Here is a 24,526-nt window from a genome sequence, read left to right on the forward strand (position 1 = left end):
GAAACAAGAGCCTCTGCGCTTCAGGAGCCCGTGAGCCCGAGCGCGGCCCTATGGCGCAGCCAGCCTTCGCGTATCGCATCGGCTATGATCGGGGTGGAGTCTATCGGCTGGTAGCGCTCGCCATCAAGCTGTCCACGGAAAGGATGCACAGCGCCCTGGCGTGTCAGCGATGCGACCAGCGCCGCGATCTTGGCATGGCCGCCCTGCGGTTCGAAGACGAGGATCGGCACACCCGTCGCCGTGGCCTCGCCGATCATGTTGGTCGAGTCTGCGGTCACGACGACGGCATCGGCATTGGCGAGCAAGGCGAGATAGGGGTTGTCGCCGCTGCCATCCCACCACCAGCCACCATGGCGAGCGAAAACGGCGGCGACCGCGTGGGCAAGGGCGGGCGAGGTGCGGCGCGAGGGCGAGCCCATCAACTGCACCCCGGAGGCCGCGAGGGCGTCGAGTTGGCGCGCCAGGCGCTCGTTGTCGGCGGTGGAGAAACGATGGTGCCGGCTGTCGCCGCCGACCATCACCGCGACGCGCGGTGCCGTCAGCGCCGCGATCGGTGCCGGTGGCGCGGTGTGGGCGGCGGCGAGCTTCTCCGGCGTCAGCCGGTGCGGCGAGGTGGTGGTGACGAGGACGTTGCTGCCGCGCAGCCGGTCATGCTCCGAGACCCAGATCAGGTCCGCTGTGCCGGTCCCGATCCGCGGGTCCTTGAGGAAGACGGTGAAGGTGCGGCCGTTCGAGGCCTTCTTCACCGCCCGGAGATAGGGGACGGCCCGACGGCCCGAGGCGATGGCGATGTCGGGGAAGGGCGGGCGGATCGGGCTCCCCACCCGGTCCGGTGCCTCGCGCGGATCGATGGGGCCGCGCGGCATCAGCCAAGCGAAGGGCTTTCGCGGCGCGACGCGGCGGATCTCGGGCACGACGCCGAGGCGCTCGGCCACGCCCAGGCACTGCAGCTCGTCGCCGGCCTTGCCGTCGGTCAGAACCCAGATCGTCGGGACGGTTTTCTGTTGCAAGGTGGAGGGCGTCTGCGGCATGCGCCTTGTATCGCCTGCCGCCGCCGTCTACACCAGCGCCACCTGCCTCTGAGGACGTTCATTGCCGGCGAAACTCGACGATATCGACCTGCGCATCCTGCGCGAGCTCCAGGCCGATGGTCGCATGACCAATGTCGAGCTGGCGAGCCGTGTCGGCATCTCGCCGCCGCCTTGCCTTAGGCGCGTCCGGGCCCTGGAAGAGGCCGGGCTGATCCGGGGCTATCATGCCGATCTCGACGAGCGGAAGCTGGGCTACGAGGTGGTCTGCTTCGCCTTCGTACATCTGGCGAGCCAGGCGGAGGCGGATCTCGCGGCCTTCCAGACCCGGATCCGGGAATGGGCGACGGTGCGCGAGTGCTGGACGCTCTCCGGCGATATCGATTTCGCGCTGAAATGCGTCGCGCCCGATCTCAAGGCCTTTCAGGATTTCGTCGCGGACCTTACGGCCATGCCGAATGTCCGCAACGTTCGCACCGCGCTGACGCTCGACCGCGTCAAGGACGAGCCGATCGTTCCCTTCGGCTGAGGCGAGACTCAGCCTGCGACGTAGCGCTTGATCCACCAGGCATTGTTGCGCGCGAGCGCCTTCAGGCGGCGCTGGTCGACATCCGGCAGGTACCAGGCGCCGGCGCCGCCGGCGGATTCCGTCGACATGATCGGCCAGTTGTCGAGCTCGCGGCCGGAGCGGTCGTAGAGCGTGACGAGGCTCTCGAGATAGTCGTTGCTGCCGCCGCCATTCGCCATCCGGCTGCCGCCTCCGCCGGCGTAGCTCGCCAGCCAGAGGCTGTTGACGCTGACGACCAGGCGATTGCCGGCGCCGGGACGGAACGCCGGCCCGAGAATATCGACCAGGGTCCTCTGCAGCTCGGCTCCGACCAGCCTGACATGCTCGCCCCAGGCATCCGTGACCTTTCGGGCGAATACGATCTGGATCGAGCCGATGGGAGCGCCCTGTGCGGACGCTTGCTGCAAGCCGGCCGGAAGCAGGGCAAGCGCCCCCCCGGCAAGTGTCATTCCGACAAACTGGCGACGTGTCGTCATGGCGGTGTCTCCGAAGTCTTCGGAGACAATGTAGGAACTCCGGTGCCGGTTTTCACCGGCACGTTGGCACCTTGGTTAGCGGAAGGCGACGCCGACGATCTCGTAGGACTTGCCGCCGCCGGGCGTATTGACCTGCACCGAGTCGCCGACCTTCTTGCCGATCAGCGCGCGCGCAATCGGCGAGCCAATCGAGACCTTGCCGGATTTCACGTCGGATTCCGGCTCGCCGACGATCTGGTAGCTCTTCTCTTCCTCGGTGTCGTCGTCGATCAGCTTGACGGTCGCACCGAACTTCACCGTGTCGCCGCCGAGTTTGGAGACGTCGATGATGTCGGCGCGGCCGATCAGCGATTCGAGCTCCATGATGCGGCCTTCGTTCAACGACTGCGCTTCCTTCGCCGCGTGATATTCGGCGTTCTCGGAGAGGTCACCCAGCGCGCGCGCTTCGGAGATCGCCGTGATGATGCGTTGGCGCTCGACCTGCTGGCGGTGCTTCAGCTCCGTCTCCAAGGCGGCGAAGCCGCCCGCAGTCATTGGAACCTTTTCCATTCTATCCGTCCCATAAGCTTAGAAAGCGCGGGTGCCGTCGGCCGCATGGCCCCGGCATTGCCGCGCTTTCGCTCAATATCTGAACCCCGGAGCGGTAAGCTCCGTCAAGCCGCCCGCTCGAAATAGGATTGCAGCGACCGTACTTCGAGATCGCCGCTGCAATAGGCCTTGATGCCCTCCGCAGCAGCGATCGCGCCTGCCAAGGTGGTATAATAGGGCACCTTGTGCAAGAGGGCCGCGCGCCGGAGCGAACGGGAATCGGCGAGCGCCTGCGGGCCCTCGGTGGTGTTGAAGATCAGCTGGATCTCGCCGTTCTTGATGGCGTCGACGCAATGCGGGCGGCCTTCCAGGACCTTGTTGATCCGGGCGGCGTCGATGCCCTCCTCCTGCAGCAGCTTGAGCGTGCCGCCGGTGGCAAGGATGCGGAAGCCGAGGTCGGCGAGGATGCGCACCGCCGGCACGATGCGCGGCTTGTCGTCGTCACGCACTGAGACGAAGACCGTGCCCTTGGCCGGCACCTTGGAGCCGGCGCCGAGCTGGCTCTTGGCGAAGGCGACGTCGAAGGAGCGGTCGAGGCCGATGACCTCGCCGGTCGAGCGCATCTCGGGGCCGAGCAGCACGTCGACGCCGGGGAAGCGTGCGAAGGGGAAGACGGCTTCCTTGACGCCGACATGGCCGAGGCTCGCCGGCTTCAATCCGAAGCTGCCGAGTGCCTCGCCCGCCATGATCCGCGCGGCGATCTTGGCGATGGGCTGGCCGATCACCTTGGCGACGAAGGGCACCGTGCGCGAGGCCCGCGGGTTGACCTCCAGCACGTAGATCACGCCGTCCTTGATGGCGTATTGCACGTTCATCAGCCCGCCGACATTGAGCGCGAGCGCCATGGCCCGAGTCTGGCGCTCCAACTCGGCGATGGTCGCGGGCGAGAGCGAGCGTGGCGGTAACGAGCAGGCCGAATCGCCGGAGTGGATGCCTGCCTCCTCGATATGCTCCATGATGCCGGCGACGAAGACGTCGCGGCCGTCGCTCAGGCAGTCGACATCGACCTCGATGGCGTCGGACAGATAGCGATCGAACAGCAGCGGGTTCTTGCCGAGGACCGTGTTGATCTGGCCGGTCTTGTCGTTCGGGTACTTGGCCTTGACCTCGGAGGGGATCAGCGAGGGCAGGGTGCCGAGCAGGTAGTCCTCGAACTGGACCTCGTCGCGGATGATCGCCATGGCGCGGCCGCCGAGCACATAGGAGGGGCGCACGACGAAGGGCAGGCCGAGCTCGCCGGCGATGATGCGGGCCTGCTCGACCGAATAGGCGATACCGTTCTTCGGCTGCTTGAGCTGCAGCTTGTCGAGCAAACGCTTGAAGCGGTCGCGGTCCTCTGCGAGGTCGATCATGTCCGGCGAGGTGCCGAGGATCGGGATACCGGCTTCTTCCAGCGCATTCGCCAGCTTGAGCGGGGTTTGGCCGCCGAACTGAACGATGACGCCGTGCAGCGTGCCGTTCTGCTTCTCGGTCTGGAGGATCTCCAGCACATCCTCGACCGTCAGCGGCTCGAAATAGAGCCGGTCGGAGGTGTCGTAGTCGGTCGAGACCGTCTCCGGGTTGCAGTTGACCATGATGGTCTCGTAGCCGACGTCGCGCAGCGCGTAGCAGGCGTGGCAGCAGCAATAGTCGAACTCGATGCCCTGGCCGATGCGGTTCGGCCCGCCGCCGAGAATGACGACCTTCCGGCGGTCGGACGGGTTGGCCTCATCCGCGGCCTTGCCAGCGAAGGGCATGGCATAGGTCGAGTACATATAGGCGGTCGGCGAGGCGAATTCGGCGGCGCAGGTGTCGATGCGCTTGTAGACCGGGCGCACGTCGAGCGACCGGCGCAGGGCCCGGACCTCCGCCTCGTTCTGACCGGAGACGGCGGCGAGGCGCTTGTCGGAGAAGCCCATGGCCTTGATCTGCCGGAAGGCGCCGGGCGTCTGCGGCAGGCCGAACTTGCGAATCTTTTCCTCGGTCTCGACCAGCTCGCGCATCTGCTCGAGGAACCAGGGATCGATCTTGCAGCTCTCGTGGATTTCGGCATCGGTGAAGCCGAGGCGCATCGCCTGGGCGACATGCAGGATGCGGTCGGGCGTCGGCGTCGAGATCGCGGCCTTCACGGCATTGCGGTCGTCGCCAATGCCGAGCCCCTCGACCTCGATCTCGTCGAGCCCGTCGAGGCCGGTCTCCAGCGAGCGCAGGGCCTTCTGCAGCGATTCCTGGAAGGTGCGGCCGATCGCCATCGCCTCGCCGACCGACTTCATCGCCGTGGTCAGCGTCGGCTCGGAGCCGGGGAACTTCTCGAAGGCGAAGCGCGGGATCTTGGTGACGACGTAGTCGATCGTCGGCTCGAAGGAGGCAGGCGTCGCACCGCCGGTGATGTCGTTCTCGATCTCGTCGAGCGTATAGCCGACGGCGAGCCGCGCCGCGACCTTGGCGATCGGGAAGCCCGTCGCCTTCGAGGCGAGAGCGGAGGAGCGCGAGACGCGCGGGTTCATCTCGATGACGATCATCCGCCCCGTGGCGGGATCGACGGCGAACTGAACGTTGGAGCCGCCGGTCTCGACGCCGATCTCGCGCAGCACCGCCAGTGAGGCGTCGCGCATGATCTGGTATTCCTTGTCGGTCAGTGTCAGCGCCGGCGCCACCGTGATCGAATCGCCGGTGTGGACGCCCATCGGATCGAAGTTCTCGATCGAGCAGACGATGATGCAGTTGTCCTTCTTATCGCGGACGACCTCCATCTCGTATTCCTTCCAGCCGAGCACGCTCTCCTCGATGAGCACTTCGCTGGTGGGGGAGGCGTCGATGCCGCGCTCGACGATGTCGATGAACTCGCCCTTGTTGTAGGCGATGCCCCCGCCGGTGCCGCCCATGGTGAAGGAGGGACGGATGATGGCTGGCAGACCGATATCCTCGAGCGCGTCGAGCGCCTGGCCGAGCGTCTTGATGTGATGCGAGCGCGGGGTGGAGAGGCCGATCTTGGTCATCGCCTCGCGGAAGAGTTCACGATCCTCGGCCTTGTCGATGGCCTCGGCGGTGGCGCCGATCATCTCGACGTTGAACTTCTCGAGCACGCCCATCTTCTTGAGCGAGAGCGCGCAGTTCAGCGCCGTCTGGCCGCCCATGGTCGGCAGGAGGGCGTCGGGACGCTCCTTCTCGATGATCTTGGCGACGACCTCGGGCGTGATCGGCTCGACATAGGTCGCGTCGGCCAGCTCCGGATCGGTCATGATCGTCGCCGGGTTCGAGTTGACCAGGATGATGCGGTAGCCCTCAGCCTTCAGCGTCTTGCAGGCCTGGGTGCCGGAATAGTCGAACTCGCAGGCCTGTCCGATGATGATGGGGCCCGCGCCGATGATCAGGATGGACTTGATGTCTGTGCGCTTGGGCATGGTCTCGACCGATCTTGAGCAGGCGCGCGCAAGGCCGGTCCGATCAGGCGAGCGGAGCCGGGGCGAGCGTCTGAATGAATGCTAGGCGCTCGCTATAGACGGGCAGAGCCGCGGAAGGAAGCTAAAAGCGCTTCCTGTCCGCATCAACGCACAGGCCGCGGTGCCGGCAGCACCAGATCGACCTCGAGCGGCCGCGCCGTCCCGCGCTTGCGGCGCAACGCAATGAAGAGCAGCCCGAGCGCAACCAGCTCGCAAGCTGCGCCGACGAAGCCGAGCGGCCAGGTGCCGGCGTGGCGCATCACCTGCTGGCCGAGTGCCGCGCCGGCCGCGATGCCGAAATAGAGCGCCGAGGCATTGAGCGAGAGGGCGACGACGGCCGCGTCCGGCGCCATCGCAGCCAGCCGCGACATCTGCGCGGGGTGCCCGGCCCAGCCCGCGCCACTCCAGACCATGATGACGAGCGGCAGCAGATAGACCGCGATGGTGGGCGGCAAGGTCACGGCGACGAGCGAGGCCGCGACCAGCGAGGCTGCCAGCAACGTCAGCACGACGGAGAGCGACCGCTCGGGTCCGAAACGGTCACTCGCCATGCCCCCGAACTGGTTGCCGAGCGCCGAGCCGATGCCGGAAAGCACGAGCGTGGCGGCGAGCCAGGGGCCGGCGATGCCGGCGTGGTTGGTCAGGAAGGGGGCGATATAGGTGTAGAGGACGAAAGCGCCGGTCGTCCAAAACATCGTCGTGCCCAGCGCCAGCAGCACATCGCCGCGACCGGCGACCTGCAGGCGCTCGCGCAGCGTGTTGGTGGCATGCGGCAGGCCGGATGGCAGCCTCGCGAGAAGCCCCGTCAGCGACAACGCGCTCAAGGCGGCCACGATCAGGAAGGCGAGATACCAACCGCCAAAGCCGACGACGGCGGTGCCGATCGGGATACCGAGAATCAGCGAGACGGTCATGCCGCCCGTGACGAGCGCGATGGCGCGGCCGCGCCGCTCGGGCGGAGAGATCGCGACGGCGACGGCGTTGGCGGCGGGCATGAATACGCCGGCGGCGAGCGCCATGACGATGCGCGCCAGCACGACGACGGTGAAGTCGCTGGCGAAGGCGGCACCGAGATTGGCGAGGCCGAAGACCGTCATCGCACCGAGGAGGACGCGCTTGCGGTCGGCATCGCCCAACACGGTCGAAAGGATCGGGGAGCCGATCGCGTAGGCCAGCGCGAAGATCGAAATGAGCAGGCCGGCGGTGTCGATCGAGACGCCGAGGCCGGAGGCGAGATGGGGCAGGATGCCGGTGACGATCAGGCTGCCCGTGCCGATGGCGAAGGCGCCGCCGGCGAGCGAAAGGAGGCGGATGTCCATGAGGTCGATCCCTGCGTTCGAAGGAGATCTTCAAATTTCAATGATCGTTGAATTTTAAGATCGCCGAACCAAGGCCGCAAGCCTAATTTCAATGATTGTTGAATCTTGTCAGGAGCGATGGTTTCGCCTATCCCCCAGCTATGAAGCCGGTCTTCCATCCCGATATCGAGGACGTGGCGCCCGCCGATGTCTTCGCGGCGCTGGCCGATCCGATCCGGCTCGGCATCCTCGTCGCGTTGGCCGATGTCAGCGAGGTCGACAAGGCGCGCTGCAGTCATTTCACGGCGTTCGCCTCACCCTCGCTCCTGTCCTATCACTTCGCCAAGCTGCGCGAGGCGGGCATCACGCGGATGCGCGTCGAAGGCACGTCGCGCTATCTCAGCATCCGGCGCGAGGAGCTGAACCAGCGCTTCCCGGGACTGATCGACAGCGTGATCGAGACGGCGCGGCGCGACCCGAACCTGCCGCGGCTCGGCGCGGCATGGCTGTCGGATGGCGGTACCCCTTAAGAGACAGGTGGCCTGCCGTTGACAGGCTTACGTTGGGGTATAACGTTCGCATTTCCGCGATGGCGTCGAGCCGGATCGCGCGACCAAGCACCGGCCACGCCCGAACCTGAGGAGCATGGCCATGCGTGCAGCCGACCCTCAAAAACTCGATGTCCTGATGGGGCGTCTCGTCGGTGATGTCGGGGCTTCCGTCACCGGAGCCCTGATCGTGCTGGGCGATCAGCTCGGCCTCTACAAGGCGATGGCCGACGGCGAGCCCGTGACCTCGCAACAGATGGCCGCGAAGACGGGCTTCAAGGAACGCTATGTCCGCGAATGGCTCGCAGCGCAGGCCGCTGCCGGCTATGTCGACTATGACGAAGGCAGCGACAGCTTCAGCCTCTCGCCGGAGCAGGCTATGGCCTTCGCCGAAGAGGACAGCCCGGCCTTCTTCGCCGGAGCCTTCGAGGTCGTCCAGTCGATGTGGGTCGACGAGCCGAAGGTCGAGGAGGCCTTCAGGAGCGGCAAGGGGCTTGGCTGGCATGAGCACAGCCGCTGTCTGTTCCGTGGCACCGAGCGCTTTTTCCGGCCGGGCTACAACACGCATCTGACGACGGCCTGGATCCCGGCGCTGGACGGCGTCGAAGACAAGTTGTTGCAGGGCGCGACGGTGGCCGATATCGGCTGCGGGCACGGCTCCTCCACCATCCTGATGGCACGGGCCTACCCGAAATCGCGCTTCTTCGGCTTCGACTATCATGGCCCGTCGATCGATCGGGCGCGCGAGGCGGCAGCCGAAGCCGGCGTCGGTGATCGCATCGTCTTCGAGCAGGCTTCGGCCAAGGACTTTCCGGAGAAGAAATACGACCTCGTGACGATGTTCGACTGCCTGCACGACATGGGTGACCCCGTTGGGGCTGGACGTCATGTCAAGGAGGCGCTTGCAAAGGACGGGAGCTGGATGATCGTCGAGCCCTTTGCCCATGACAGCCTGCGGGAGAACCTCAATCCGGTCGGGCGGATCTACTACGGCGCATCGACCATGATTTGCACGCCGGCTTCGCTGTCGCAGGAGGTGGGACTTGGCCTCGGCGCGCAGGCGGGCGAGATGCGGCTGCGCAAGGTGGCGCTCGATGCGGGGTTCTCGCATTTCCATCGAGCCACCGAGACGCCCTTCAACATGGTGTTCGAGGTCAGGGCCTGACGCTCTCGGGATCGCCCGCGGGCCGAGCCGCGTCACGGATCGGCCTGCGATCCCGGTTCCGCCGGGAGTACCGTCGCTGCTTATGGAGGAGCGGAGATCGCGGGTTGCCTTCTGATGATATGAATGTAACGTTATATCATTGCATTTATATCGGAGCTTCCCGTGTTTTCATCTCGTCTTCCGATTGCCGGTCTTAGCCTCGCCGGCGGCTTGCTCGCTTCCGCGGCCCTCGCGCACGACCATGCGCCGCTGCGCGGCCGGCTCGTCTTCACCGACCACGAAAAGCCGGTGGTCCGCATCCTTGATCTCGACAGCGGGGAGGTGACGCACAGCTTCGACGTGCCGAAGGCGAATCCAGGTTTCGCCGGGGTTTCCGGCGGGCGCTATGTCGTGGTGAAGACGGGCGACGAGGCCGGCACGCTGCGCATCCTCGACACAGGGCTGATCGCCGAGTCGCATGGCGACCACGTCGATCTCGACAAGGCCACGCCGAGGTTCCTCGACTTTGCGACCAAGGGCGACAGGCCGGCGCATGTCATCTCGGGGCAGGGACAGCTCGCGCTGTTCTACGACGGCCTGCGTCCCTGGGAGGGCAAGAGCGAGCCCAAGGCGGTGTTGATCGCTATCGACAGTCTCGCCCAGGGCGAGCCGACCGTGGCGACATGGCCAAGCCCGGCGCCGCAACACGGCATCGCTGTGCCGCTTGGCGGGCGGCAATGGCTGATGTCAGTGCCCAATCCGGCCTACGCCAAGGGCGACGATCGCAGCGCCTCGCCGCGTCCGAACGGCTTCGAGATCCTGGAGCAGGGCGCCGGAAAGGAGGGAGGCTGGAAGCGCGTTGCCAACCTCAACGATCCGATGAGGGCCGATGCCTCCTGCAAGCTCTATCACGGCTACGCACCGGCACGCGGCGGGCGCCATCTCTTCGGCTGTGCCGAGGGTGAAGACGGTGGATTGCTGGTGCTCGCGCGGGCAGGCAAGGGCGTCGCGGTCGGCTGGAGCGCACGCAAGCTGGCCTATCCTGACGAGCGCCGTGTCAGCGCGCTCAAGTCCCGCGAGGGTGGGCGTCATCTCGTCGGCAACTACGGGCTCAAGGCGCCCTATGACGCGCTGCTGCGGATCGACCCCGGCGCCAAGGCATTGACGGCCGATGACGTGCTCGCGATTCCGGGCGGCCAGGCAGCCTGCCAGTTCGAGCTCAATGGCAATGCCAGCCGCCTCGCCAATCTGACACCGGATGGCAAGCTCAGGGTCTATGAAGTCGCGCCGGCCTGGAAGGAGCTCGCTGCCTTCGATGTGGTTGCGCCCTTCGATTGCGCCTATGGCGCCAAGACGCCGACCCCCAGCCTCGCAGTCATCGGCGCCAGCGCCTTCGTCAGTGATCCGGCGAACGGGCGCATCCGTGAATATCATCTCGATACGCTGAAGCAGGGGCTCGACCTGCCGGTCGGCGGCATGCCGGCCAATCTGGCCGGGAGCGACGCGGGCTGAGCGAGGCGCGCGGCCCAAGCAACATCCCGGATCTGGTGACGGCATCGCCGATTCGGGATGACAATGGCTTTCGAGAGCTCGAAGCATCGGCTAGGAAGCGCGAATGCCGCTTCGCCGTTATCCGCGACAGTTCCGCCAGCTCGTGACCTATGCCTTCGCCGGCGGGCTGACGGCGGTGGCGCATTACGGCGTGCTGATCGGGCTGGTCGAGGGCGTGAAGATCGATCCCGTGCCGGCGACGCTCGCCGGCTTCATCGTCGGAGCACTGGTCTCCTATGGCCTCAACCGCTGGATGACCTTCGATGCGACGCGCAGCCACGCCCAGGCCGGCTGGCGCTTCGCGCTGATCGCCGCCGGCGGTTTCGTGCTCACCGGCCTGCTGATGCATCTCTTCGTCACCCGGCTCGGGCTGCCCTATCTACCGATGCAGCTCGTCACCACGGGAATCGTGATGGTGTTCTCTTTCCTCGGCCACAAGTTCTTCAGCTTCGCCGATCGGGCAGCCTGACGCGGGTCGCCAGGCTGCCGAAGGCTCACTGCTGCGGCACGACGGTGAGGGTGAGCTGCCGGCGGCCGACGCGGCCTTCCCGGTCGGATGCCTCGATCTCGATGACATGCTTGCCGGTGGGGACGATCACGGAGGGGGCATCGATGCCCGCGGGCGTGATGAAGGGCTTGATGCGTTCGGTGATGTCGACGGGCGGCTGGCGCCGATAGAAGACGCGCACGGTCGCCGGGTCGACCGGTACCCCGTTGCTCGACATGAAGCGCACGGAGAGACGGAACGGCTTGCCGTCCACCCCCTTGTCGGGGGTCGACAGGGTGTCGATGCCCGGGCCGCGCGTCAGGTTGCGCGTGCTCGCCGTGGCGACGCCACCGGCGGGTAGGCCGGCTTCCTCGCGGGTGATGAGCTGAAGCGGTTCCGCGGCGAGTGCGGAGCCGAGAAAGGCGGAGCAGGCAAAGGCGGTAGGCAGCATGTGCCGGAGGACGGATTTGATCATCCTGTTCTATTTCACTCCCAGAATTCCGGCGACGAGGCCGGCAATGGCAGAGATCGCGGTGCTGGCCATCAGGATGGCGGTCTCGATGGTCTTGAGGGTATCCATCGGGATCTTTCCATGAACGGCCTGCAGCCCCTTGCGCAGTTCCGGCAGCGAGACGAGGCCGCGCGCGGTCAGCGCAGCCTGCGTCACGCGCAGCAACATCCCCGAGAAAAGGGAGGCACCGATGCTCAGCGCATAGAAGAACGTCTCGCGCCAAGCTGCCGAACCCTGCGGAAGGAGCGGTATATTGTCGTGCCAACCCAGCCACGCGTTCATGGTCGCGACGGAAAAAATTGCGAAGGCGACGACGACCGCAATGTCGAAGGCGATCAGGCGTGGTCGGATGCCGAAATAGATCAGGCCGGTGACGAACGGAATCGCGATCGAGGCGAGACGCAGCACCCAGAGCGGCAGGTCGAGCCAGAGCACGACCGAGCCATAGGCCCCGAGCAGCAAGAGGAAGCCGAGAGGCAGCACCCAGAAGCGTCGGCGCGACGCCATGTGGGGGACCGGCTCCTCGGCTGCGGGGAGGTCGTCGGATGGCGCGGCAGCTACCGTTTCAGCGCGCGGCGGCGGCATCGCGGCCTGTGCTGTCCGATCTTCCTCAGCTCTCTTCTCTAAGGCGGCGAGACGCTCCTCCAGCGCTTCGAGGCGGCTGAGGAGGGGCAGGACCGGCGTCAGGTCACGTCCGCAGCAGCGGCAGGACAGCACGCCCCGATTGAGCACCGCGTCGCAGTAAGGACAGGCGAATTGGTCCAGCACGGCCATCCCGGACTTCAAGGCAAGTCGCGCTCAAAGCCATATTCGCCGTTGCGAATCAAGTCATTCCGCAGGGTCCAGTTAGGGAAACTTGCAGAAATGCCTCCTGGAAGCCGCCGTGCCGGTGGATTCAGGCCGGCCTGACGGCCTTGAAGGTCATCCGGTGCGGATTGTGCCCGAAATTCGCGGGTCGCTGGATGTCGACGAAGCGGGCCTCGCGAAGGAGGTCTCCGATCGCCTCTGGCGTATAGGTCGAGAGGCCGTACTGCGCGCGCAGCTTGCGATAATCCGAGAAGACCGTGCAGACGAGCCCAGCCAGCGCGGCCAGGAAGAAGCCGCCGCGCCAGCCGAAGGCGAGGAGCTGCGTGGCGTCGGTCAACGGGCTGACATCGGGCGGGATGACGTCGGCGAGGACGAGGGCGGCGCCCGGCTTGAGTCGGCGGTGCCAGGTGGCCAGCAGATCCTTCAGCTCGTCGCGGGAGAGATACTGGATCAGCGAATTGGCGACGACGAGGTCGAACGTTGCGTCCGGCAGGGCCGCGACCTCTTCCGGGGATGCGATCATGACCGAATCGAGCCGGCCGAACTGGCCGCGCAGCTTGTCCCGGACGTTCGGCGCCGCCTCGCAGAGAAAGAGCTTGCCGCAGGCCGCAGCCACGCGGGCGGCATCGAGCGCCTCGCCGCAGCCATGGTCGAGCACGGTCGCCTCGGGCGAGGGAATATGGGCGATCAGGTCGGTTGCGATCTGCCGGTAGTGCAAGGTCTTGTGGCGCGGCGAGACATAGATCGCGTGTTCGCCGTTCCAGAAATCGCGCCAGGACATGGGTTCGGTCGATCCTCCGAGAGCATTGGCTCTAACCGGATGCGGGCGCACTCTGCAACTGCCGGGGTTTCGGGGCGCTGCCGTTTCCGCTTAACTCGCAGGCGTCGCTCCGAGGACCGGGGCGGGACGGAGACGCCGATGCTGCTGCTGCCGCGACTGCTCAGGAGATTCATCCGACAGGGTCGCCTGACCGTCGTCACGCCGGATGGCAAGCGGCACGTCTTCGGGCCAGGGCCGGCCGAGATGGTGTTCGCGGGCGTCACTAAGACGGCACCGGCCGTTACCGTCCGCTTCCATGACAACCGCATCGAGCGCGAGCTCTTCCTCAACCCCGAGCTCGCTTTGGCCGAAGGCTATATGGACGGGCGGATCGACTTCGAGGAAGGCACGATCCACGACCTGCTGACGCTGTTCTGGCTGCAACGCCGCGAGATGCGCAAGGACCCGCTGCAGCAAGCGATCCGAAAGGTGCGCTTCAAGATCCGGCGCTGGCGGATGCACAATCCGCTCGGCGTCGCCGGCAAGAAGGTCAAGCATCACTACGACATCCCGACCGATTTCTATCGGCTCTGGCTCGACGAGACGATGACCTATTCCTGCGCCTATTGGCACAGCCCCGACGTCGGGCTGGAGGCGGCGCAGAAGGCCAAGCTCCGGCATCTCGCCGCCAAGCTCAGGATCGAGCCCGGCATGACCGTGCTCGATATCGGTTCGGGCTGGGGTGAGCTTGCCATCTACCTTGCGAAGGCCTGCGGCGCGAAGGTGACCGGGCTCAACGTCTCGCCCGACCAGATGGCGGCTGCCCAGAAGCGGGCCGAGGCGGCCGGCGTCGGCGAGGCCGTGACTTTCATCAACAAGGATTATCGCGAGCTCGGAGGAACGTTCGACCGCATCGTCTCGGTCGGGATGATGGAGCATGTCGGCGTCGCGCATTACGGCGAGTATTTCGGCAAGATCCGCGAATTGCTGACGCCGGACGGCATCGCGCTCGTCCACTGCATCGGCCGTGTCGGCCCGCCTGGCTTCACCGGCCCCTTCTTCGACAAATACATCTTCCCCGGCGGCTATGCGCCCGCGCTCTCCGAAGTGTTCGCCGCGCAGGAGCAGACCGGACTCTGGGCTTCGGACTGCGAGTTCCTGCGGCGCCACTACCACTGGACGCTCGAGGCCTGGCGCGAGCGTTTCATGGCCCACCGTGCCGAGGTCGTCGACATGATGGGCGAACGCTTCGCGCGGATGTGGGAATTCTATCTCTGCGCCTGCTCGATCTCCTTCGACATCGGCGGCGACATGGTGTTCCAGCTCCTGCTCGGCCAGCACAAGAGCGCCGTCCCGGTCATCCGCGACTACATCGCGGATGACGAGAAGGCGCTTGCGGCGAAGGGCTTCTGATCAGCGCTTCAGGTTGACGACCACGACGCCGGCCAGTGCCATGGCGCCGCCGATCAGGCCGAAGAGTGTCGGCACTTCTCCGAGCCAGAGGAAGCCGATCAGCATCGCCATCGGCGGCACGGCGTATTGGAAGTTTGCGGCGCGGGCGGCAGGCAGGCGCGAGAGCGTGATCGCCCAGGTGCCATAGGCGATGAGACTCGGCACTGCAGCGAGATAAACCACCGACCAGAAGGAGATCGCGGGGGCGGCGTGGGCCTGCGCGATGGCGCCGGGCAGGAAGGGCAGCAGCACGAAGCCACCGATCGCCTGGTTCCACGCCGCGACATGGAGGGGCTTGTAGCGGCCGAAGAGCGGCTTCTGCACAACCGTGGTGATGGCGTTGCAGAAGGCGGCGCCGAGGATCAGCAGCACGCTCGTGCCGATCTCGACATCGAGCCCCTTGCCGAGCGCGATGACGCCGATGCCGGCGAAGGACAGCGCCGTGCCGAGCCAGGCCGTCATGCTGAAGCGTTCGCCCAGGATCATCATCGCGAGCACGGCGGTCATGATCGGGTTGGTGTTGATGATGAAGGCGGCGGGGCCCGCGGGCACCACGCGCTGGCCGAAATTGAGCAGCAGCGCGTAGCCGGCGATGAAGATCACGCCGCCGACGAGGAAGCGCCAGATATCGGCGCGCTCGGGCAGCTTCGCCCGAGTCGCGATGAGGAACAGCGCAGCCGGCCCGCCGGCGAGCGCGAAGCGCAGCGCCGCCATCTCGGCCGGACCGAAGCCGGCGAGTCCGGCACGGATCGCCGGGAAGGACGAGGCCCACGCCATCACGGTGAAGGTCACGGTGAAGACCAGCGTCGGGTCGAGGCGCTGTGGGCCGGAGGCGCTGAGGGTAGGCGAGGCGCAGGTTGAGGAAGACATGGCGTCAGTCCATCGGTGGCGAAAGTTGCGTCCGATAGACGCCTCGGCGAGCTGATTGACAAACGAACAATTCGCGCATGAGCTGTGAGGATGGATCACAGCTCCAACCTGCCGCCGCTCGATACTTTGCGTGCCTTCGAGGCGGCCGCCCGCACCGGCAGCTTCTCGGCTGCCGCCGAGGCGCTGAACCTGACCCATGGTGCCGTCAGCCGGCAGATCGCCAAGCTCGAGCACTGGCTCGGCCTGCGCGTCTTCCTGCGGCAGGCTCGCGGTGTGACGCTGACGCCGGAAGGCCAGCGCCTGCTCCAGCGCACGCAGGAAGCTTTCGCCCTGATCGCCGACACCTCGGAGCGCTGGCGCGAGGCGCGGGGTGCTTCGGTGGTGCGGGTCAGCGCGCCGCCATCTGTTTGCTCTTTGTGGCTGATGCCGCGATTGGCCGTTCTGGAAGCGGGCACGCCGCCGCTGCGGGTCGTGCTGCAGGTCGAGCATCGCAAGGTCGATTTCGAGGAGGAGGGTGTCGATATCGGCATCCGCTGCGGACGTGGCGGGGCGCCGGACCGGCTTTCGCTCAAGCTGTTCGAGGAATGGTGCTTCCCGATTGCCTCGCCGGAGCTTGCCGCGGCGATCGGCGATGGCGCGCCGGAGCGCCTGCTCGCCCGGCCGCTGATCCATGATTCCGATGCCGCCGGCTGGAAGGCCTGGTTCGCGGCGCAGGGGCTGGATTACCGCCCGCGTCCGCAGGATCGGCGGTTCGAGGATTACAACCTCGTGCTGGACGCCGCTGCCCACGGCCTCGGGATCGCGCTGGCCCGGCCGCCGCTGGCGCGCGAGCAACTGGCCGCGGGGCGGATCGTCAGGGTCGATGCGCGCGAGGCGCTGAATCCGGTGTCCTATTGGCTCGACCGGCCATTCGGCCTGCTCAGGCCCTCGGCGGCGGCCCTTGCCGGGCGAATCGCACGGGAAGCCGGGGTGGCGCCCGCCGAGGTCGAAGCCTTTCTGGGGCGCGAAGCGAGGGCGGCCTAGGTTCGGGTTTTCAGCGCAGGCTGTGCCGGGGCGCGGTGAATTCACCGCGCTGGCTGGCGCGGGCCATTTCGAAGCTGTCGGCGATGCGCCGTGCCCGGACGATGAAGGCGTCCGCGATGTCCGGTGGGCAGAGTTCCCTTGCCGTCGCCTCGAACAGGTCGAGCCAGCGGTCGAAATGCTTGCCTTCGAGCGGCAGGATCAAATGCGGGCGCATCGGCCGGCCGCTATAGCGCCCGGTGCGCAGCATCACGCCGCTCCAGAAATCGGTGATCTTGGCGATGTGGTCGTCCCAATCCTCGACCGCAGCCTCGAAGACGGGGCCGATCACGTCGTCCTGCCGCGCCCGCGCATAGAAGGTACGGACCAGCTCGGCGATCAGTGGCTCGCGCAGGTCGGGATGGGCTGCGCCGGGATAAATCAGGGGATTGTCGGTCATCGCAGGGGCATTCGCGTTTCTTGCATTGTCGTCGGAGCGGGCGGCGAAGGCTAGGCCCCAGCCCCCTCTGCGACCTTGTGAGGCAGGGCAGGCTCGGGAGAAGCCGCCTGCTGGTGGCCGTTCTCCAGGAACAGCCGCATCTCGTCGGCCAGCGCGAAGAAGCGATCGCGCACCGCCTTGGCGTGCGGGTTGGCGCGCTCGATCGCCATGAAGACGTTGGGGGCATCGTAGCGGACCATTTCGGTCGCCTGCATCAGCAGGTCGAAGCTCGCCGTGGTCATGGTGCGGGGCAGGGGCTCCATGCGGACCAGGATCTTGGCGATGAGATGGGTCAGACCCTGCACCATCGCAACTTCTCGGTCATGGGCGTCGGCGGTCGTCACGACGACCTTGAGCTTCAGCACATGGCGCAGGAAGGCGGCGATGCGTGGCGTGCTGCCGCCGCGGATTGGGCAGAGCGCGATCTTGAGGTCGGCGAGCCCGTTGCGGGCGCTCTGCGGGCCGAAGAGCGGGTGCGTGCCGATGATCTCGACATCCTCCGGCAGGCTCTCCTGCATGGCGCGGGCCGGGCCGATCTTGACCGAGCCGACATCGAGCACGACGGCGCCGGCCTTCAGATGCGGGCGCAACATGGCGGTTGCATCGGGGATCGCCGGGACCGGCACGGCGAGGATGACGAGATCGCAGGCGGCGACCTCTGCCACGTCGGCGGGCAGCAATCCCTTGCCCAGCGCGTCCGGCGTTGGTGGCTCGGCAGGATCGCAGATACGCAGCGCGAAATGAGGCTGGAGGTGGCGGGCCATCAGGCGCCCGAAAGCGCCGAAGCCCATGATGCCGATGGTCGAGACGGTTCTGATCTTGGAAGACATCGCTTTGATCCGGTGGGAGCCGCGATGTCGGATGAGAGCCTGAGATCAACCGCCAGCGCGGCGGTTGAGCATGGGAATGCCACCGCCTCTATGAGGACGGGGCGTAATAGCTGCGGAACGAGGCCATCAGGCTGGTCATGGCCTGCTTAAAGCGCGCGGGCGGCGCGCTGTCAATCGAGCTTCGGCGAGTAGTCGGTCGGAGTCAGGGTACGGTCCTCGATCGCGCCGACCATGTCGCCGTGCTCGATCCGGGTGACGCGCTTGATCTCGCTCCACTCCGGATCGGCCATGAAGCTTGTCCAGCTCCTGGTCTTCGTCTCGACGTCCGGCCAGGCGAGGATATAGGCGAATTCGGTGCGTCCGGCACTCGCCGTCTCCCACATCGCGACGATCCTGAAGCCGTGGCGGGCCATGATGCGGGCCGCGTGGTCGCGGAAGCGGGCATGGAAGGCCGCCTTGTTGCGCTCGAAGATCTCGTAGATGCGCAACTGGTGGATCATGTCCGCCTCCGGTCGTCGAGGCGGCCGTCAGGCCGCCTTCTTGCCCTTCTCTGCCGCCATCAGCTCGATGAAGCGGGTGAAGAGATAGTGGCTGTCCTGCGGACCGGGCGAGGCCTCCGGATGGTGCTGGACGCTGAAGGCCGGGCGGTCGGTCAGGGCAATGCCGCTGTTCGAGCCGTCGAAGAGCGAGACATGGGTCTCGACCGCGTTCTCCGGCAGCGTCGACGGGTCGACGGCGAAGCCGTGGTTCATCGAGACAATCTCGACCTTGCCGGTAGTCTTGTCCTGCACGGGGTGGTTGGCGCCGTGATGGCCCTGCTTCATCTTCATGGTCTGGCCGCCGATGGCGAGCGCCATCATCTGGTGGCCGAGGCAGATACCGAAGGTCGGCACCTTCCTGTCGAGCAATTCCTTGATCACCGGCACCGCGTATTCGCCGGTCGCGGCCGGGTCGCCCGGGCCGTTGGAGAGGAAGACGCCATCCGGATTCAGCGCAAGGATATCCTCTGCCGAGGCGGTCGAAGGCACCACCGTGACGTCGCAGCCGGCCTTTGCCAGCAGACGCAGGATGTTGCGCTTCACACCGTAGTCGATGGCGACGACCTTGTAGTTCGCCGCTTCGCGTTTGCCGTAGCCCGCCGGCCAGACCCAGGGGGTCTCGTCCCAGTCATAACGCTGCGCGGCAGTGACCAGCGGGACGAGATCGAGACCGGCCATGTCAGGCAGTTCGGCCGCCTGCTTCTTCAGCCGCTCGATGTCGAAGACGCCGTCGGGACTGTGGGCGAGGATGGCGTTGGGCATGCCCTTGTCGCGGATCAGCGCGGTCAGCGCGCGCGTGTCGACGCCGCAGATGCCGACGATGTTGCGCGCCTTCAACCAGGCATCGAAATGCCGGCCGGCGCGCCAGTTCGAGGGCTCGGTGATGGCGGCATGGAGCACGCAGCCGCGCACGCCGGAAGAGGCGGCGGCGTTCACCGTCTCGGTGTCCTCCTCGTTCACACCGACATTGCCGATATGCGGGAAGGTGAAGGTGATGATCTGCCCGGCATAGGACGGGTCGGTCAGGATTTCCTGATAGCCGGTCATCGCGGTGTTGAAGCAGACCTCGCCCGGCGCTTCGCCGACGGCGCCGAGGCCGAAGCCTTCCAGCACCGTGCCGTCCGCCAGCACGAGGAGTGCGGTCGCGCGCGGTTCGGTCCAGCCGCTGTCGGCGGGGTTTCCTTCGGTGGCGGTCATGTCTATGTCTCGGTCCAGGCCGCGCCAGCGGCAAAATGCGGAGGCGGGATTGTGGTAAACCACTCCGCCGGTCTGGAACGCGAGCCTTAAAGAGCCGGGCGCGGCCCGTCAATGAAGGTTGGCGCAGGCCGCACAGGACAAAGAAGCAAGAGAAAAGGACGATTACGATGACCAGCCTGCGCGAGCGCTTCACCGCCGACATGAAGGAAGCGATGAAGGCCGGCGAGAAAGCGAAGGTCGCGGCGATCCGCCTGATCAGCGCTGCGCTGAAGGAAAAGGACATCGAGGCCCGCGGCGCCGGCAAGGGCGAGGCCACGCCCGACGAGATTCTCGGCGTGCTGCAGAAGATGATCAAGCAGCGCCAGGAATCGATCGCGATCTACGACGCCAACGGCCGTCCCGAGCTCGCCGAGGGCGAGCGTGCCGAGGTTGCGGTGATCTCTTCCTATCTCCCGAAGCAGATGTCCGACGATGAGGTGAAGGCCGCGATCGACAAGGCCATCGCCGAGACTGGCGCGACCGCCGTCAAGGATATGGGCAAGGTCATCGGCGTGCTCCGCGCCGCCTATGCTGGCCAGATGGATTTCGGCAAGGCCAGCCCGATGGTGAAGGCGGCGCTCGGCGGTTGAGCAACGCGGGGACACCATCGCCCCAGCCTCTGTGAATCACAGTTGAAAGCCAGCCGCCAGCATGATCGGCGGTTGGCTTTCGGCCTTTGCAGGTCCACATAAGATCAATGAAGTTCCCGCCCTCCGTCCTTGAGGAAATCAAGGCGCGGCTGCCTGTCTCGGCGGTCGTGGGCAAACGCGTGCGCCTGCAGAAGGCTGGGCGCGAATGGAAGGGACTCTCGCCCTTCAACGCCGAAAAGACGGCTTCCTTCTTCGTCAACGACCAGAAGGCATCCTTCTTCGATTTCTCGTCCGGCAAGAACGGCGACATCTTCAAGTTCGTGATGGAGACCGAGGGGCTTTCCTTCCCCGAGGCGGTCGAGAAGCTCGCGGCGGAAGCCGGCGTGATGCTGCCGAGGATCACGCAGGAGGCGCAGGTCCAGGAAGAGAAGCGCAAGGGCCTGCACGAGGTCGTCGAGCTTGCCGCGAAATTCTTCGAGGCCGAGTTGATGGCTGAGCGCGGCGGGCCGGCGCGGCGTTATCTCGCCTCGCGCGGCCTCGACGGCGAGGCGCGCACGCGCTTCCGCCTCGGCTATGGCCCGGCTGATCGCTTCGCGCTACGCGACCATCTGGCGGGGAGGGGCGTCCCGGCCGAGCTGATGATGGAGGCGGGGCTTCTGGTGCATGGCGAGGAGATCGCCGTGCCCTATGACCGCTTCCGCGACCGCGTGATGTTCCCGATCCACGATGCGCGTGGCCGCGTCGTCGCCTTTGGCGGCCGGGCAATGAGTTCGGAGGTTGCGGCGAAGTATCTGAACTCGCCGGAGACGCCGCTCTTTCACAAGGGCCATCTGCTGTTCAACCACCACAATGCCCGCAAGGCCTCGCACGACACCGGGCAGGTGATCGTGGTGGAGGGCTATGTCGACGTCATCGCGATGTCGCTGTCCGGTTATCCCCAGACGGTGGCACCGCTTGGCACGGCCCTGACGGAAGACCAGCTCGGTTTGCTCTGGCGCATGGCCGACGAGCCGGTGATCTGCCTCGACGGCGACAAGGCGGGCCGCAAGGCGGCGAGCCGTGCCATCGATCTCGCTCTGCCGCTGCTGGAGCCGGGCAAGTCGCTTTCCTTCGCGCTGCTGCCCGACGGGCAGGACCCGGACGACCTCGCCCGCTCCGGTGGGCGGCAGGCGATCGCCGAGGTGGTCGCCGCGGCGCGCCCGCTGGTCGACATGCTCTGGCAGCGCGAGGTCGAGGCCGGCCCGCTCGATACACCGGAGCGCCGCGCCGCCTTCGAGCGGCGGTTGAAAGAGCCGCTCGGACAGATCCGGGACGAGACCACGCGCAAGCATTATCGCCGCGAGATGGACGAGCGGCTGGCGCAGCTTTTCGCCAGCTCCGCCCCGGCACGCTCGGAGCGTGGTGGCCGCGATGGCAATTTCCAGCGCGGGCGTGGCGGGGTGGGGCCGGGTCGCGGTGGTTTCCGGCAGGCTCCGCCCTGGCTCGCCGGCCCGCTCAGGGCGTCGAGCGCGCTGACCCAGTCACGGCTGGTGACGAAGCTGCGCGGAGAGGATGCTCGCGAGGCCTTCATCCTGCTGGCGCTGGCGAGCCATCCCGACCTCATTCTGCGCTGCGTCGACGAGATCGCGGAGTTGTCGCTCGATGGCCCGGCGGCGGAGCGCCTGCGGCAGGCCTTGCTCGATGCGGTGGAAGATGCACTCGACCGTGAGACGCTGGCGAATCGCCTCGCCCAGCCGCGGGTGCGGGAGGCGTATAACCAGCTCATGGCGGTGACGGGGCCTGCGGAGCGGCGCAAACTTGCGCAAGATGCTGATCCTGAATCGGTTTTCGACTCGATTCATCAGGCTCTCGTCTTGCATCATCGCGCGCGAACGCTAAATAGCGAGTTGAGAGCAGCCGAGCGCGCATTGGCTGACGAAGCGACCGAAGCCAATTTCGCCTGGATCAAGGACGTGAAGGCCCGCCTCGAGACCATCGAAGGCACTGAGGCCATGTCCGAGGATTGATAGCCCAGCGAATGGCGGGAGCCGTCCGATGCGCGCGCAAGCTGCAGGGTGGTTCACGATTCGTCAACGACGTTCGGTGCCATCTGCAGGTGAGTGATTTGGGTGGGTGAGCGCGCCGGGCCTGCGGTCGCGCCGCCCTTTTATGCGTCGGTATCAGGGGCTTTCGTGCCCCAGGACGACGCGCGAGTGCGGAGCGCTGATTGATGGCGACGAAAGCGAGCGAACGGGAAAAGACCGATCAGGTCGTGCCGGATGCCCCCCCGACTACTGACGGCCCGTTGCTCGACCTGACCGATCAGGCCGTAAGGCGGATGATCAAGCTCGCGAAGAAGCGCGGCTATGTCACCTATGACGAACTGAACGAGGTCCTGCCGTCGGAGGAGTTCTCCTCCGAGCAGATCGAGGACGTGCTCGGCCAGCTCAGCGAGCAGGGCATCAACGTCGTCGACAACGAGGACCCGGAGGCCGCCGGCGAAGAGCGCGCCAACCGCAAGGAAAACGGCGCCGCCGACGAGGACGAGGTCGAGGGCGGCGATCTGGTCGAGGCCTCGCGCCAGACCCTGCCGACCGAGACCAAGCGCAATCTCGAGCCGAGCGAGCGCACCGACGATCCGGTGCGGATGTATCTGCGCGAGATGGGCTCGGTGGAGCTTCTCTCCCGCGAGGGCGAAATCGCCATCGCCAAGCGGATCGAGGCCGGTCGCGAAGCGATGATTGCCGGGCTTTGCGAGAGCCCGCTGACCTTCCAGGCCATCATCATCTGGCGCGACGAGCTCGTCGACGGCAAGGTGCTGCTGCGCGACATCATCGACCTGGAAGCGACCTATGCCGGCCCCGACGGCAAGAACCCTGACGCGGTCGCCGGCGAGGAGGGAGCCGAGGAGGCCGAGCAGTCCGAGACTGCGGAGGGGGAGACCCCGCCGGACATGGACGATGACGACATGGAGAACAACGTGTCGCTCTCGGCCATGGAGTCCGAGCTGAAGCCGCGCGTGCTCGAAACCTTCAACGCCATCGCCGACGACTACAAGAAGCTGCGCCGCCTGCAGGACCAGGACATCGCCAACCGGCTGGAGAATACCAAGCTCTCGCCCTCGCAGGATCGCAAATACAAGAAGCTCAAGGACGACATCATCACCGCGGTGAAGTCGCTCTCGCTCAACAACAACCGCATCGAGGCGCTCGTCGAGCAGCTCTACGACATCAACAAGCGCCTGATCGGCCACGAGACGCGCCTGCTGCGTCTCGCCGAGAGCTATGGCGTGGCGCGCGACGACTTCCTCAAGCAGCATGTCGGCGGCGAGCTCGACCCGAAATGGGTTCTGCGCGTCTCCAAGCTCGGCTCGCGCGGCTGGAAGGAATTCGTCGCGGCGGAGCTGGAGCGGATCAAGCAGCTGCGCGAGGAGGTGCACACGCTCGCCTCCGAGACGGGCCTGGAGATCCAGGAATTCCGCAAGATCGTGCTGATGGTCCAGAAGGGCGAGCGCGAGGCACGGCAGGCGAAGAAGGAGATGATCGAGGCGAACCTGCGTCTCGTGATCTCGATCGCCAAGAAGTACACGAATCGCGGCCTGCAGTTCCTCGACCTGATCCAGGAAGGCAATATCGGCCTGATGAAGGCGGTCGACAAGTTCGAGTACCGTCGCGGCTACAAGTTCTCGACCTACGCGACCTGGTGGATCCGGCAGGCGATCACGCGCTCGATCGCCGACCAGGCCCGCACCATCCGCATCCCGGTCCACATGATCGAGACGATCAACAAGATCGTGCGGACCTCGCGCCAGATGCTGCACGAGATCGGCCGCGAACCGACCCCGGAGGAGCTTGCCGAGAAGCTGGCCATGCCGTTGGAGAAGGTTCGCAAGGTCCTGAAGATCGCGAAGGAGCCGATCTCGCTCGAGACGCCGATCGGCGACGAGGAAGATTCGCATCTCGGCGACTTCATCGAGGACAAGAACGCGATCCTGCCGATCGACGCGGCGATCCAGAGCAATCTTCGCGAAACGACGACGCGTGTGCTGGCTTCGCTCACGCCGCGCGAGGAGCGCGTGCTACGCATGCGCTTCGGCATTGGCATGAACACCGACCACACGCTCGAAGAGGTTGGCCAGCAGTTCAGCGTTACCCGCGAGCGCATCCGCCAGATCGAGGCGAAGGCGCTGCGCAAGCTGAAGCATCCGAGCCGCTCACGGAAGCTCAGGAGCTTCCTGGACAACTGAGATGAAAAGGGCGCTTCCGGCGCCCTTTTTTGTTGCTGCATGTTGCGCCCTGTGACGGGTGGCTCCGGCAGAAGCCGTCTTTCGGCGTTGGCGGCACG

The 24,526-nt window shown here is 66.3% G+C and carries 23 protein-coding genes; 10 read left to right on the forward strand and 13 right to left on the reverse strand.

The window, feature by feature from the left end:
* Window positions 1-20: 20 nt before the first annotated feature.
* On the reverse strand, window positions 21-1,031 hold the full coding sequence (locus CE453_RS09905; protein ID WP_089174437.1) for a mitochondrial fission ELM1 family protein: 1,011 nt from the start codon (window positions 1,029-1,031) through the stop codon (window positions 21-23).
* A gap of 61 nt (window positions 1,032-1,092) precedes the next feature.
* On the opposite strand from CE453_RS09905, the gene CE453_RS09910 reads away from it, so the two are divergent.
* On the forward strand, window positions 1,093-1,557 hold the full coding sequence (locus CE453_RS09910; RefSeq protein ID WP_089174438.1) for an Lrp/AsnC family transcriptional regulator: 465 nt from the start codon (window positions 1,093-1,095) through the stop codon (window positions 1,555-1,557).
* A gap of 8 nt (window positions 1,558-1,565) precedes the next feature.
* On the opposite strand, the gene CE453_RS09915 is transcribed toward CE453_RS09910, so the two are convergent.
* The 4 genes from CE453_RS09915 to CE453_RS09930 form a co-directional block, all read right to left on the reverse strand.
* Window positions 1,566-2,072 carry a hypothetical protein gene (locus tag CE453_RS09915; protein WP_157732975.1) on the reverse strand — a complete coding sequence of 169 codons (507 nt, stop codon included), beginning with the start codon at window positions 2,070-2,072 and terminating at the stop codon, window positions 1,566-1,568.
* Between the two features lie 75 nt (window positions 2,073-2,147).
* Window positions 2,148-2,621 (reverse strand): transcription elongation factor GreA, encoded by a 474-nt coding sequence (gene greA / locus CE453_RS09920; protein ID WP_089174440.1) that lies wholly within the window; start codon window positions 2,619-2,621, stop codon window positions 2,148-2,150.
* A gap of 104 nt (window positions 2,622-2,725) precedes the next feature.
* Complete coding sequence (carB, locus tag CE453_RS09925) at window positions 2,726-6,043, reverse strand: carbamoyl-phosphate synthase large subunit (RefSeq protein ID WP_089174441.1); 3,318 nt, start codon at window positions 6,041-6,043, stop codon at window positions 2,726-2,728.
* A 143-nt stretch (window positions 6,044-6,186) separates the two neighbouring features.
* A complete protein-coding gene (locus tag CE453_RS09930; protein WP_089174442.1) occupies window positions 6,187-7,401 on the reverse strand; it encodes an MFS transporter in 1,215 nt (404 codons plus the stop codon).
* A 98-nt stretch (window positions 7,402-7,499) separates the two neighbouring features.
* Here CE453_RS09930 and CE453_RS09935 point away from each other — a divergent pair, with 98 nt between their 5' ends.
* From CE453_RS09935 to CE453_RS09950, 4 genes are all read left to right on the forward strand, one after another.
* Complete coding sequence (locus tag CE453_RS09935; RefSeq protein ID WP_248308018.1) at window positions 7,500-7,910, forward strand: ArsR/SmtB family transcription factor; 411 nt, start codon at window positions 7,500-7,502, stop codon at window positions 7,908-7,910.
* A gap of 121 nt (window positions 7,911-8,031) precedes the next feature.
* Window positions 8,032-9,093, forward strand: a complete 1,062-nt coding sequence (locus CE453_RS09940; protein WP_089177812.1) for a class I SAM-dependent methyltransferase — start codon at window positions 8,032-8,034, stop codon at window positions 9,091-9,093.
* Between the two features lie 162 nt (window positions 9,094-9,255).
* Window positions 9,256-10,584, forward strand: a complete 1,329-nt coding sequence (locus CE453_RS09945) for a hypothetical protein (protein WP_089174444.1) — start codon at window positions 9,256-9,258, stop codon at window positions 10,582-10,584.
* A 103-nt stretch (window positions 10,585-10,687) separates the two neighbouring features.
* Window positions 10,688-11,092 (forward strand): GtrA family protein, encoded by a 405-nt coding sequence (locus CE453_RS09950; protein ID WP_089174445.1) that lies wholly within the window; start codon window positions 10,688-10,690, stop codon window positions 11,090-11,092.
* A 25-nt stretch (window positions 11,093-11,117) separates the two neighbouring features.
* Here CE453_RS09950 and CE453_RS09955 read toward each other — a convergent pair whose 3' ends face one another.
* The 3 genes from CE453_RS09955 to CE453_RS09965 all read right to left on the reverse strand — a co-directional run bounded on the left by CE453_RS09955 (window position 11,118) and on the right by CE453_RS09965 (window position 13,209).
* Window positions 11,118-11,585 (reverse strand): hypothetical protein, encoded by a 468-nt coding sequence (locus CE453_RS09955; RefSeq protein WP_089174446.1) that lies wholly within the window; start codon window positions 11,583-11,585, stop codon window positions 11,118-11,120.
* A 6-nt stretch (window positions 11,586-11,591) separates the two neighbouring features.
* Window positions 11,592-12,395, reverse strand: a complete 804-nt coding sequence (locus CE453_RS09960; RefSeq protein WP_089174447.1) for a hypothetical protein — start codon at window positions 12,393-12,395, stop codon at window positions 11,592-11,594.
* Window positions 12,396-12,516: 121 nt separating this feature from the next.
* The gene (locus tag CE453_RS09965; protein WP_089174448.1) at window positions 12,517-13,209 is read right to left on the reverse strand and encodes a class I SAM-dependent methyltransferase; all 693 of its coding nucleotides are present in this window, start codon (window positions 13,207-13,209) and stop codon (window positions 12,517-12,519) included.
* Between the two features lie 138 nt (window positions 13,210-13,347).
* Here CE453_RS09965 and CE453_RS09970 point away from each other — a divergent pair, with 138 nt between their 5' ends.
* Window positions 13,348-14,601: an SAM-dependent methyltransferase gene (locus CE453_RS09970; protein WP_089174449.1), complete on the forward strand. Its 1,254-nt coding sequence runs from the start codon at window positions 13,348-13,350 to the stop codon at window positions 14,599-14,601.
* On the opposite strand, the gene CE453_RS09975 is transcribed toward CE453_RS09970, so the two are convergent.
* Window positions 14,602-15,510, reverse strand: a complete 909-nt coding sequence (locus CE453_RS09975; RefSeq protein ID WP_089174450.1) for a DMT family transporter — start codon at window positions 15,508-15,510, stop codon at window positions 14,602-14,604.
* A 90-nt stretch (window positions 15,511-15,600) separates the two neighbouring features.
* On the opposite strand from CE453_RS09975, the gene CE453_RS09980 reads away from it, so the two are divergent.
* A complete protein-coding gene (locus CE453_RS09980) occupies window positions 15,601-16,533 on the forward strand; it encodes a LysR family transcriptional regulator (protein ID WP_089174451.1) in 933 nt (310 codons plus the stop codon).
* A gap of 10 nt (window positions 16,534-16,543) precedes the next feature.
* On the opposite strand, the gene CE453_RS09985 is transcribed toward CE453_RS09980, so the two are convergent.
* From CE453_RS09985 to carA, 4 genes are all read right to left on the reverse strand, one after another.
* Window positions 16,544-16,969 carry a group III truncated hemoglobin gene (locus CE453_RS09985; protein WP_089174452.1) on the reverse strand — a complete coding sequence of 142 codons (426 nt, stop codon included), beginning with the start codon at window positions 16,967-16,969 and terminating at the stop codon, window positions 16,544-16,546.
* A 50-nt stretch (window positions 16,970-17,019) separates the two neighbouring features.
* Window positions 17,020-17,838 (reverse strand): prephenate dehydrogenase, encoded by an 819-nt coding sequence (locus CE453_RS09990; RefSeq protein ID WP_089174453.1) that lies wholly within the window; start codon window positions 17,836-17,838, stop codon window positions 17,020-17,022.
* Between the two features lie 170 nt (window positions 17,839-18,008).
* Window positions 18,009-18,338 (reverse strand): NIPSNAP family protein, encoded by a 330-nt coding sequence (locus CE453_RS09995; RefSeq protein WP_089174454.1) that lies wholly within the window; start codon window positions 18,336-18,338, stop codon window positions 18,009-18,011.
* Between the two features lie 27 nt (window positions 18,339-18,365).
* The gene (carA, locus tag CE453_RS10000; protein WP_089174455.1) at window positions 18,366-19,574 is read right to left on the reverse strand and encodes a glutamine-hydrolyzing carbamoyl-phosphate synthase small subunit; all 1,209 of its coding nucleotides are present in this window, start codon (window positions 19,572-19,574) and stop codon (window positions 18,366-18,368) included.
* Window positions 19,575-19,741: 167 nt separating this feature from the next.
* On the opposite strand from carA, the gene CE453_RS10005 reads away from it, so the two are divergent.
* The 3 genes from CE453_RS10005 to rpoD all read left to right on the forward strand — a co-directional run bounded on the left by CE453_RS10005 (window position 19,742) and on the right by rpoD (window position 24,428).
* On the forward strand, window positions 19,742-20,203 hold the full coding sequence (locus CE453_RS10005) for a GatB/YqeY domain-containing protein (RefSeq protein WP_089174456.1): 462 nt from the start codon (window positions 19,742-19,744) through the stop codon (window positions 20,201-20,203).
* A 107-nt stretch (window positions 20,204-20,310) separates the two neighbouring features.
* Complete coding sequence (gene dnaG, locus CE453_RS10010; RefSeq protein WP_089174457.1) at window positions 20,311-22,209, forward strand: DNA primase; 1,899 nt, start codon at window positions 20,311-20,313, stop codon at window positions 22,207-22,209.
* 203 nt (window positions 22,210-22,412) lie between these two features.
* Complete coding sequence (rpoD, locus tag CE453_RS10015) at window positions 22,413-24,428, forward strand: RNA polymerase sigma factor RpoD (protein ID WP_089174458.1); 2,016 nt, start codon at window positions 22,413-22,415, stop codon at window positions 24,426-24,428.
* The last annotated feature ends 98 nt before the right edge of the window (window positions 24,429-24,526 follow it).

The sequence above is a fragment of the Bosea sp. AS-1 genome (assembly GCF_002220095.1).
Classification (GTDB): Bacteria; Pseudomonadota; Alphaproteobacteria; order Rhizobiales; family Beijerinckiaceae; genus Allobosea.

Bases quoted from the DNA above. Each gene is read 5' to 3' on its own strand.
- CE453_RS09905 (WP_089174437.1), bottom strand. From the start codon at position 1,031: ATGCCGCAGACGCCCTCCACCTTGCAACAGAAAACCGTCCCGACGATC.
- CE453_RS09915 (WP_157732975.1), bottom strand. From the start codon at position 2,072: ATGACGACACGTCGCCAGTTTGTCGGAATGACACTTGCCGGGGGGGCG.
- greA (WP_089174440.1), bottom strand. From the start codon at position 2,621: ATGGAAAAGGTTCCAATGACTGCGGGCGGCTTCGCCGCCTTGGAGACG.
- carB (WP_089174441.1), bottom strand. From the start codon at position 6,043: ATGCCCAAGCGCACAGACATCAAGTCCATCCTGATCATCGGCGCGGGC.
- CE453_RS09930 (WP_089174442.1), bottom strand. From the start codon at position 7,401: ATGGACATCCGCCTCCTTTCGCTCGCCGGCGGCGCCTTCGCCATCGGC.
- CE453_RS09940 (WP_089177812.1), top strand. From the start codon at position 8,032: ATGCGTGCAGCCGACCCTCAAAAACTCGATGTCCTGATGGGGCGTCTC.
- CE453_RS09950 (WP_089174445.1), top strand. From the start codon at position 10,688: ATGCCGCTTCGCCGTTATCCGCGACAGTTCCGCCAGCTCGTGACCTAT.
- CE453_RS09955 (WP_089174446.1), bottom strand. From the start codon at position 11,585: ATGATCAAATCCGTCCTCCGGCACATGCTGCCTACCGCCTTTGCCTGC.
- CE453_RS09960 (WP_089174447.1), bottom strand. From the start codon at position 12,395: ATGGCCGTGCTGGACCAATTCGCCTGTCCTTACTGCGACGCGGTGCTC.
- CE453_RS09965 (WP_089174448.1), bottom strand. From the start codon at position 13,209: ATGTCCTGGCGCGATTTCTGGAACGGCGAACACGCGATCTATGTCTCG.
- CE453_RS09970 (WP_089174449.1), top strand. From the start codon at position 13,348: ATGCTGCTGCTGCCGCGACTGCTCAGGAGATTCATCCGACAGGGTCGC.
- CE453_RS09975 (WP_089174450.1), bottom strand. From the start codon at position 15,510: ATGTCTTCCTCAACCTGCGCCTCGCCTACCCTCAGCGCCTCCGGCCCA.
- CE453_RS09980 (WP_089174451.1), top strand. From the start codon at position 15,601: ATGGATCACAGCTCCAACCTGCCGCCGCTCGATACTTTGCGTGCCTTC.
- CE453_RS09985 (WP_089174452.1), bottom strand. From the start codon at position 16,969: ATGACCGACAATCCCCTGATTTATCCCGGCGCAGCCCATCCCGACCTG.
- CE453_RS09990 (WP_089174453.1), bottom strand. From the start codon at position 17,838: ATGTCTTCCAAGATCAGAACCGTCTCGACCATCGGCATCATGGGCTTC.
- CE453_RS09995 (WP_089174454.1), bottom strand. From the start codon at position 18,338: ATGATCCACCAGTTGCGCATCTACGAGATCTTCGAGCGCAACAAGGCG.
- carA (WP_089174455.1), bottom strand. From the start codon at position 19,574: ATGACCGCCACCGAAGGAAACCCCGCCGACAGCGGCTGGACCGAACCG.
- CE453_RS10005 (WP_089174456.1), top strand. From the start codon at position 19,742: ATGACCAGCCTGCGCGAGCGCTTCACCGCCGACATGAAGGAAGCGATG.
- dnaG (WP_089174457.1), top strand. From the start codon at position 20,311: ATGAAGTTCCCGCCCTCCGTCCTTGAGGAAATCAAGGCGCGGCTGCCT.
- rpoD (WP_089174458.1), top strand. From the start codon at position 22,413: ATGGCGACGAAAGCGAGCGAACGGGAAAAGACCGATCAGGTCGTGCCG.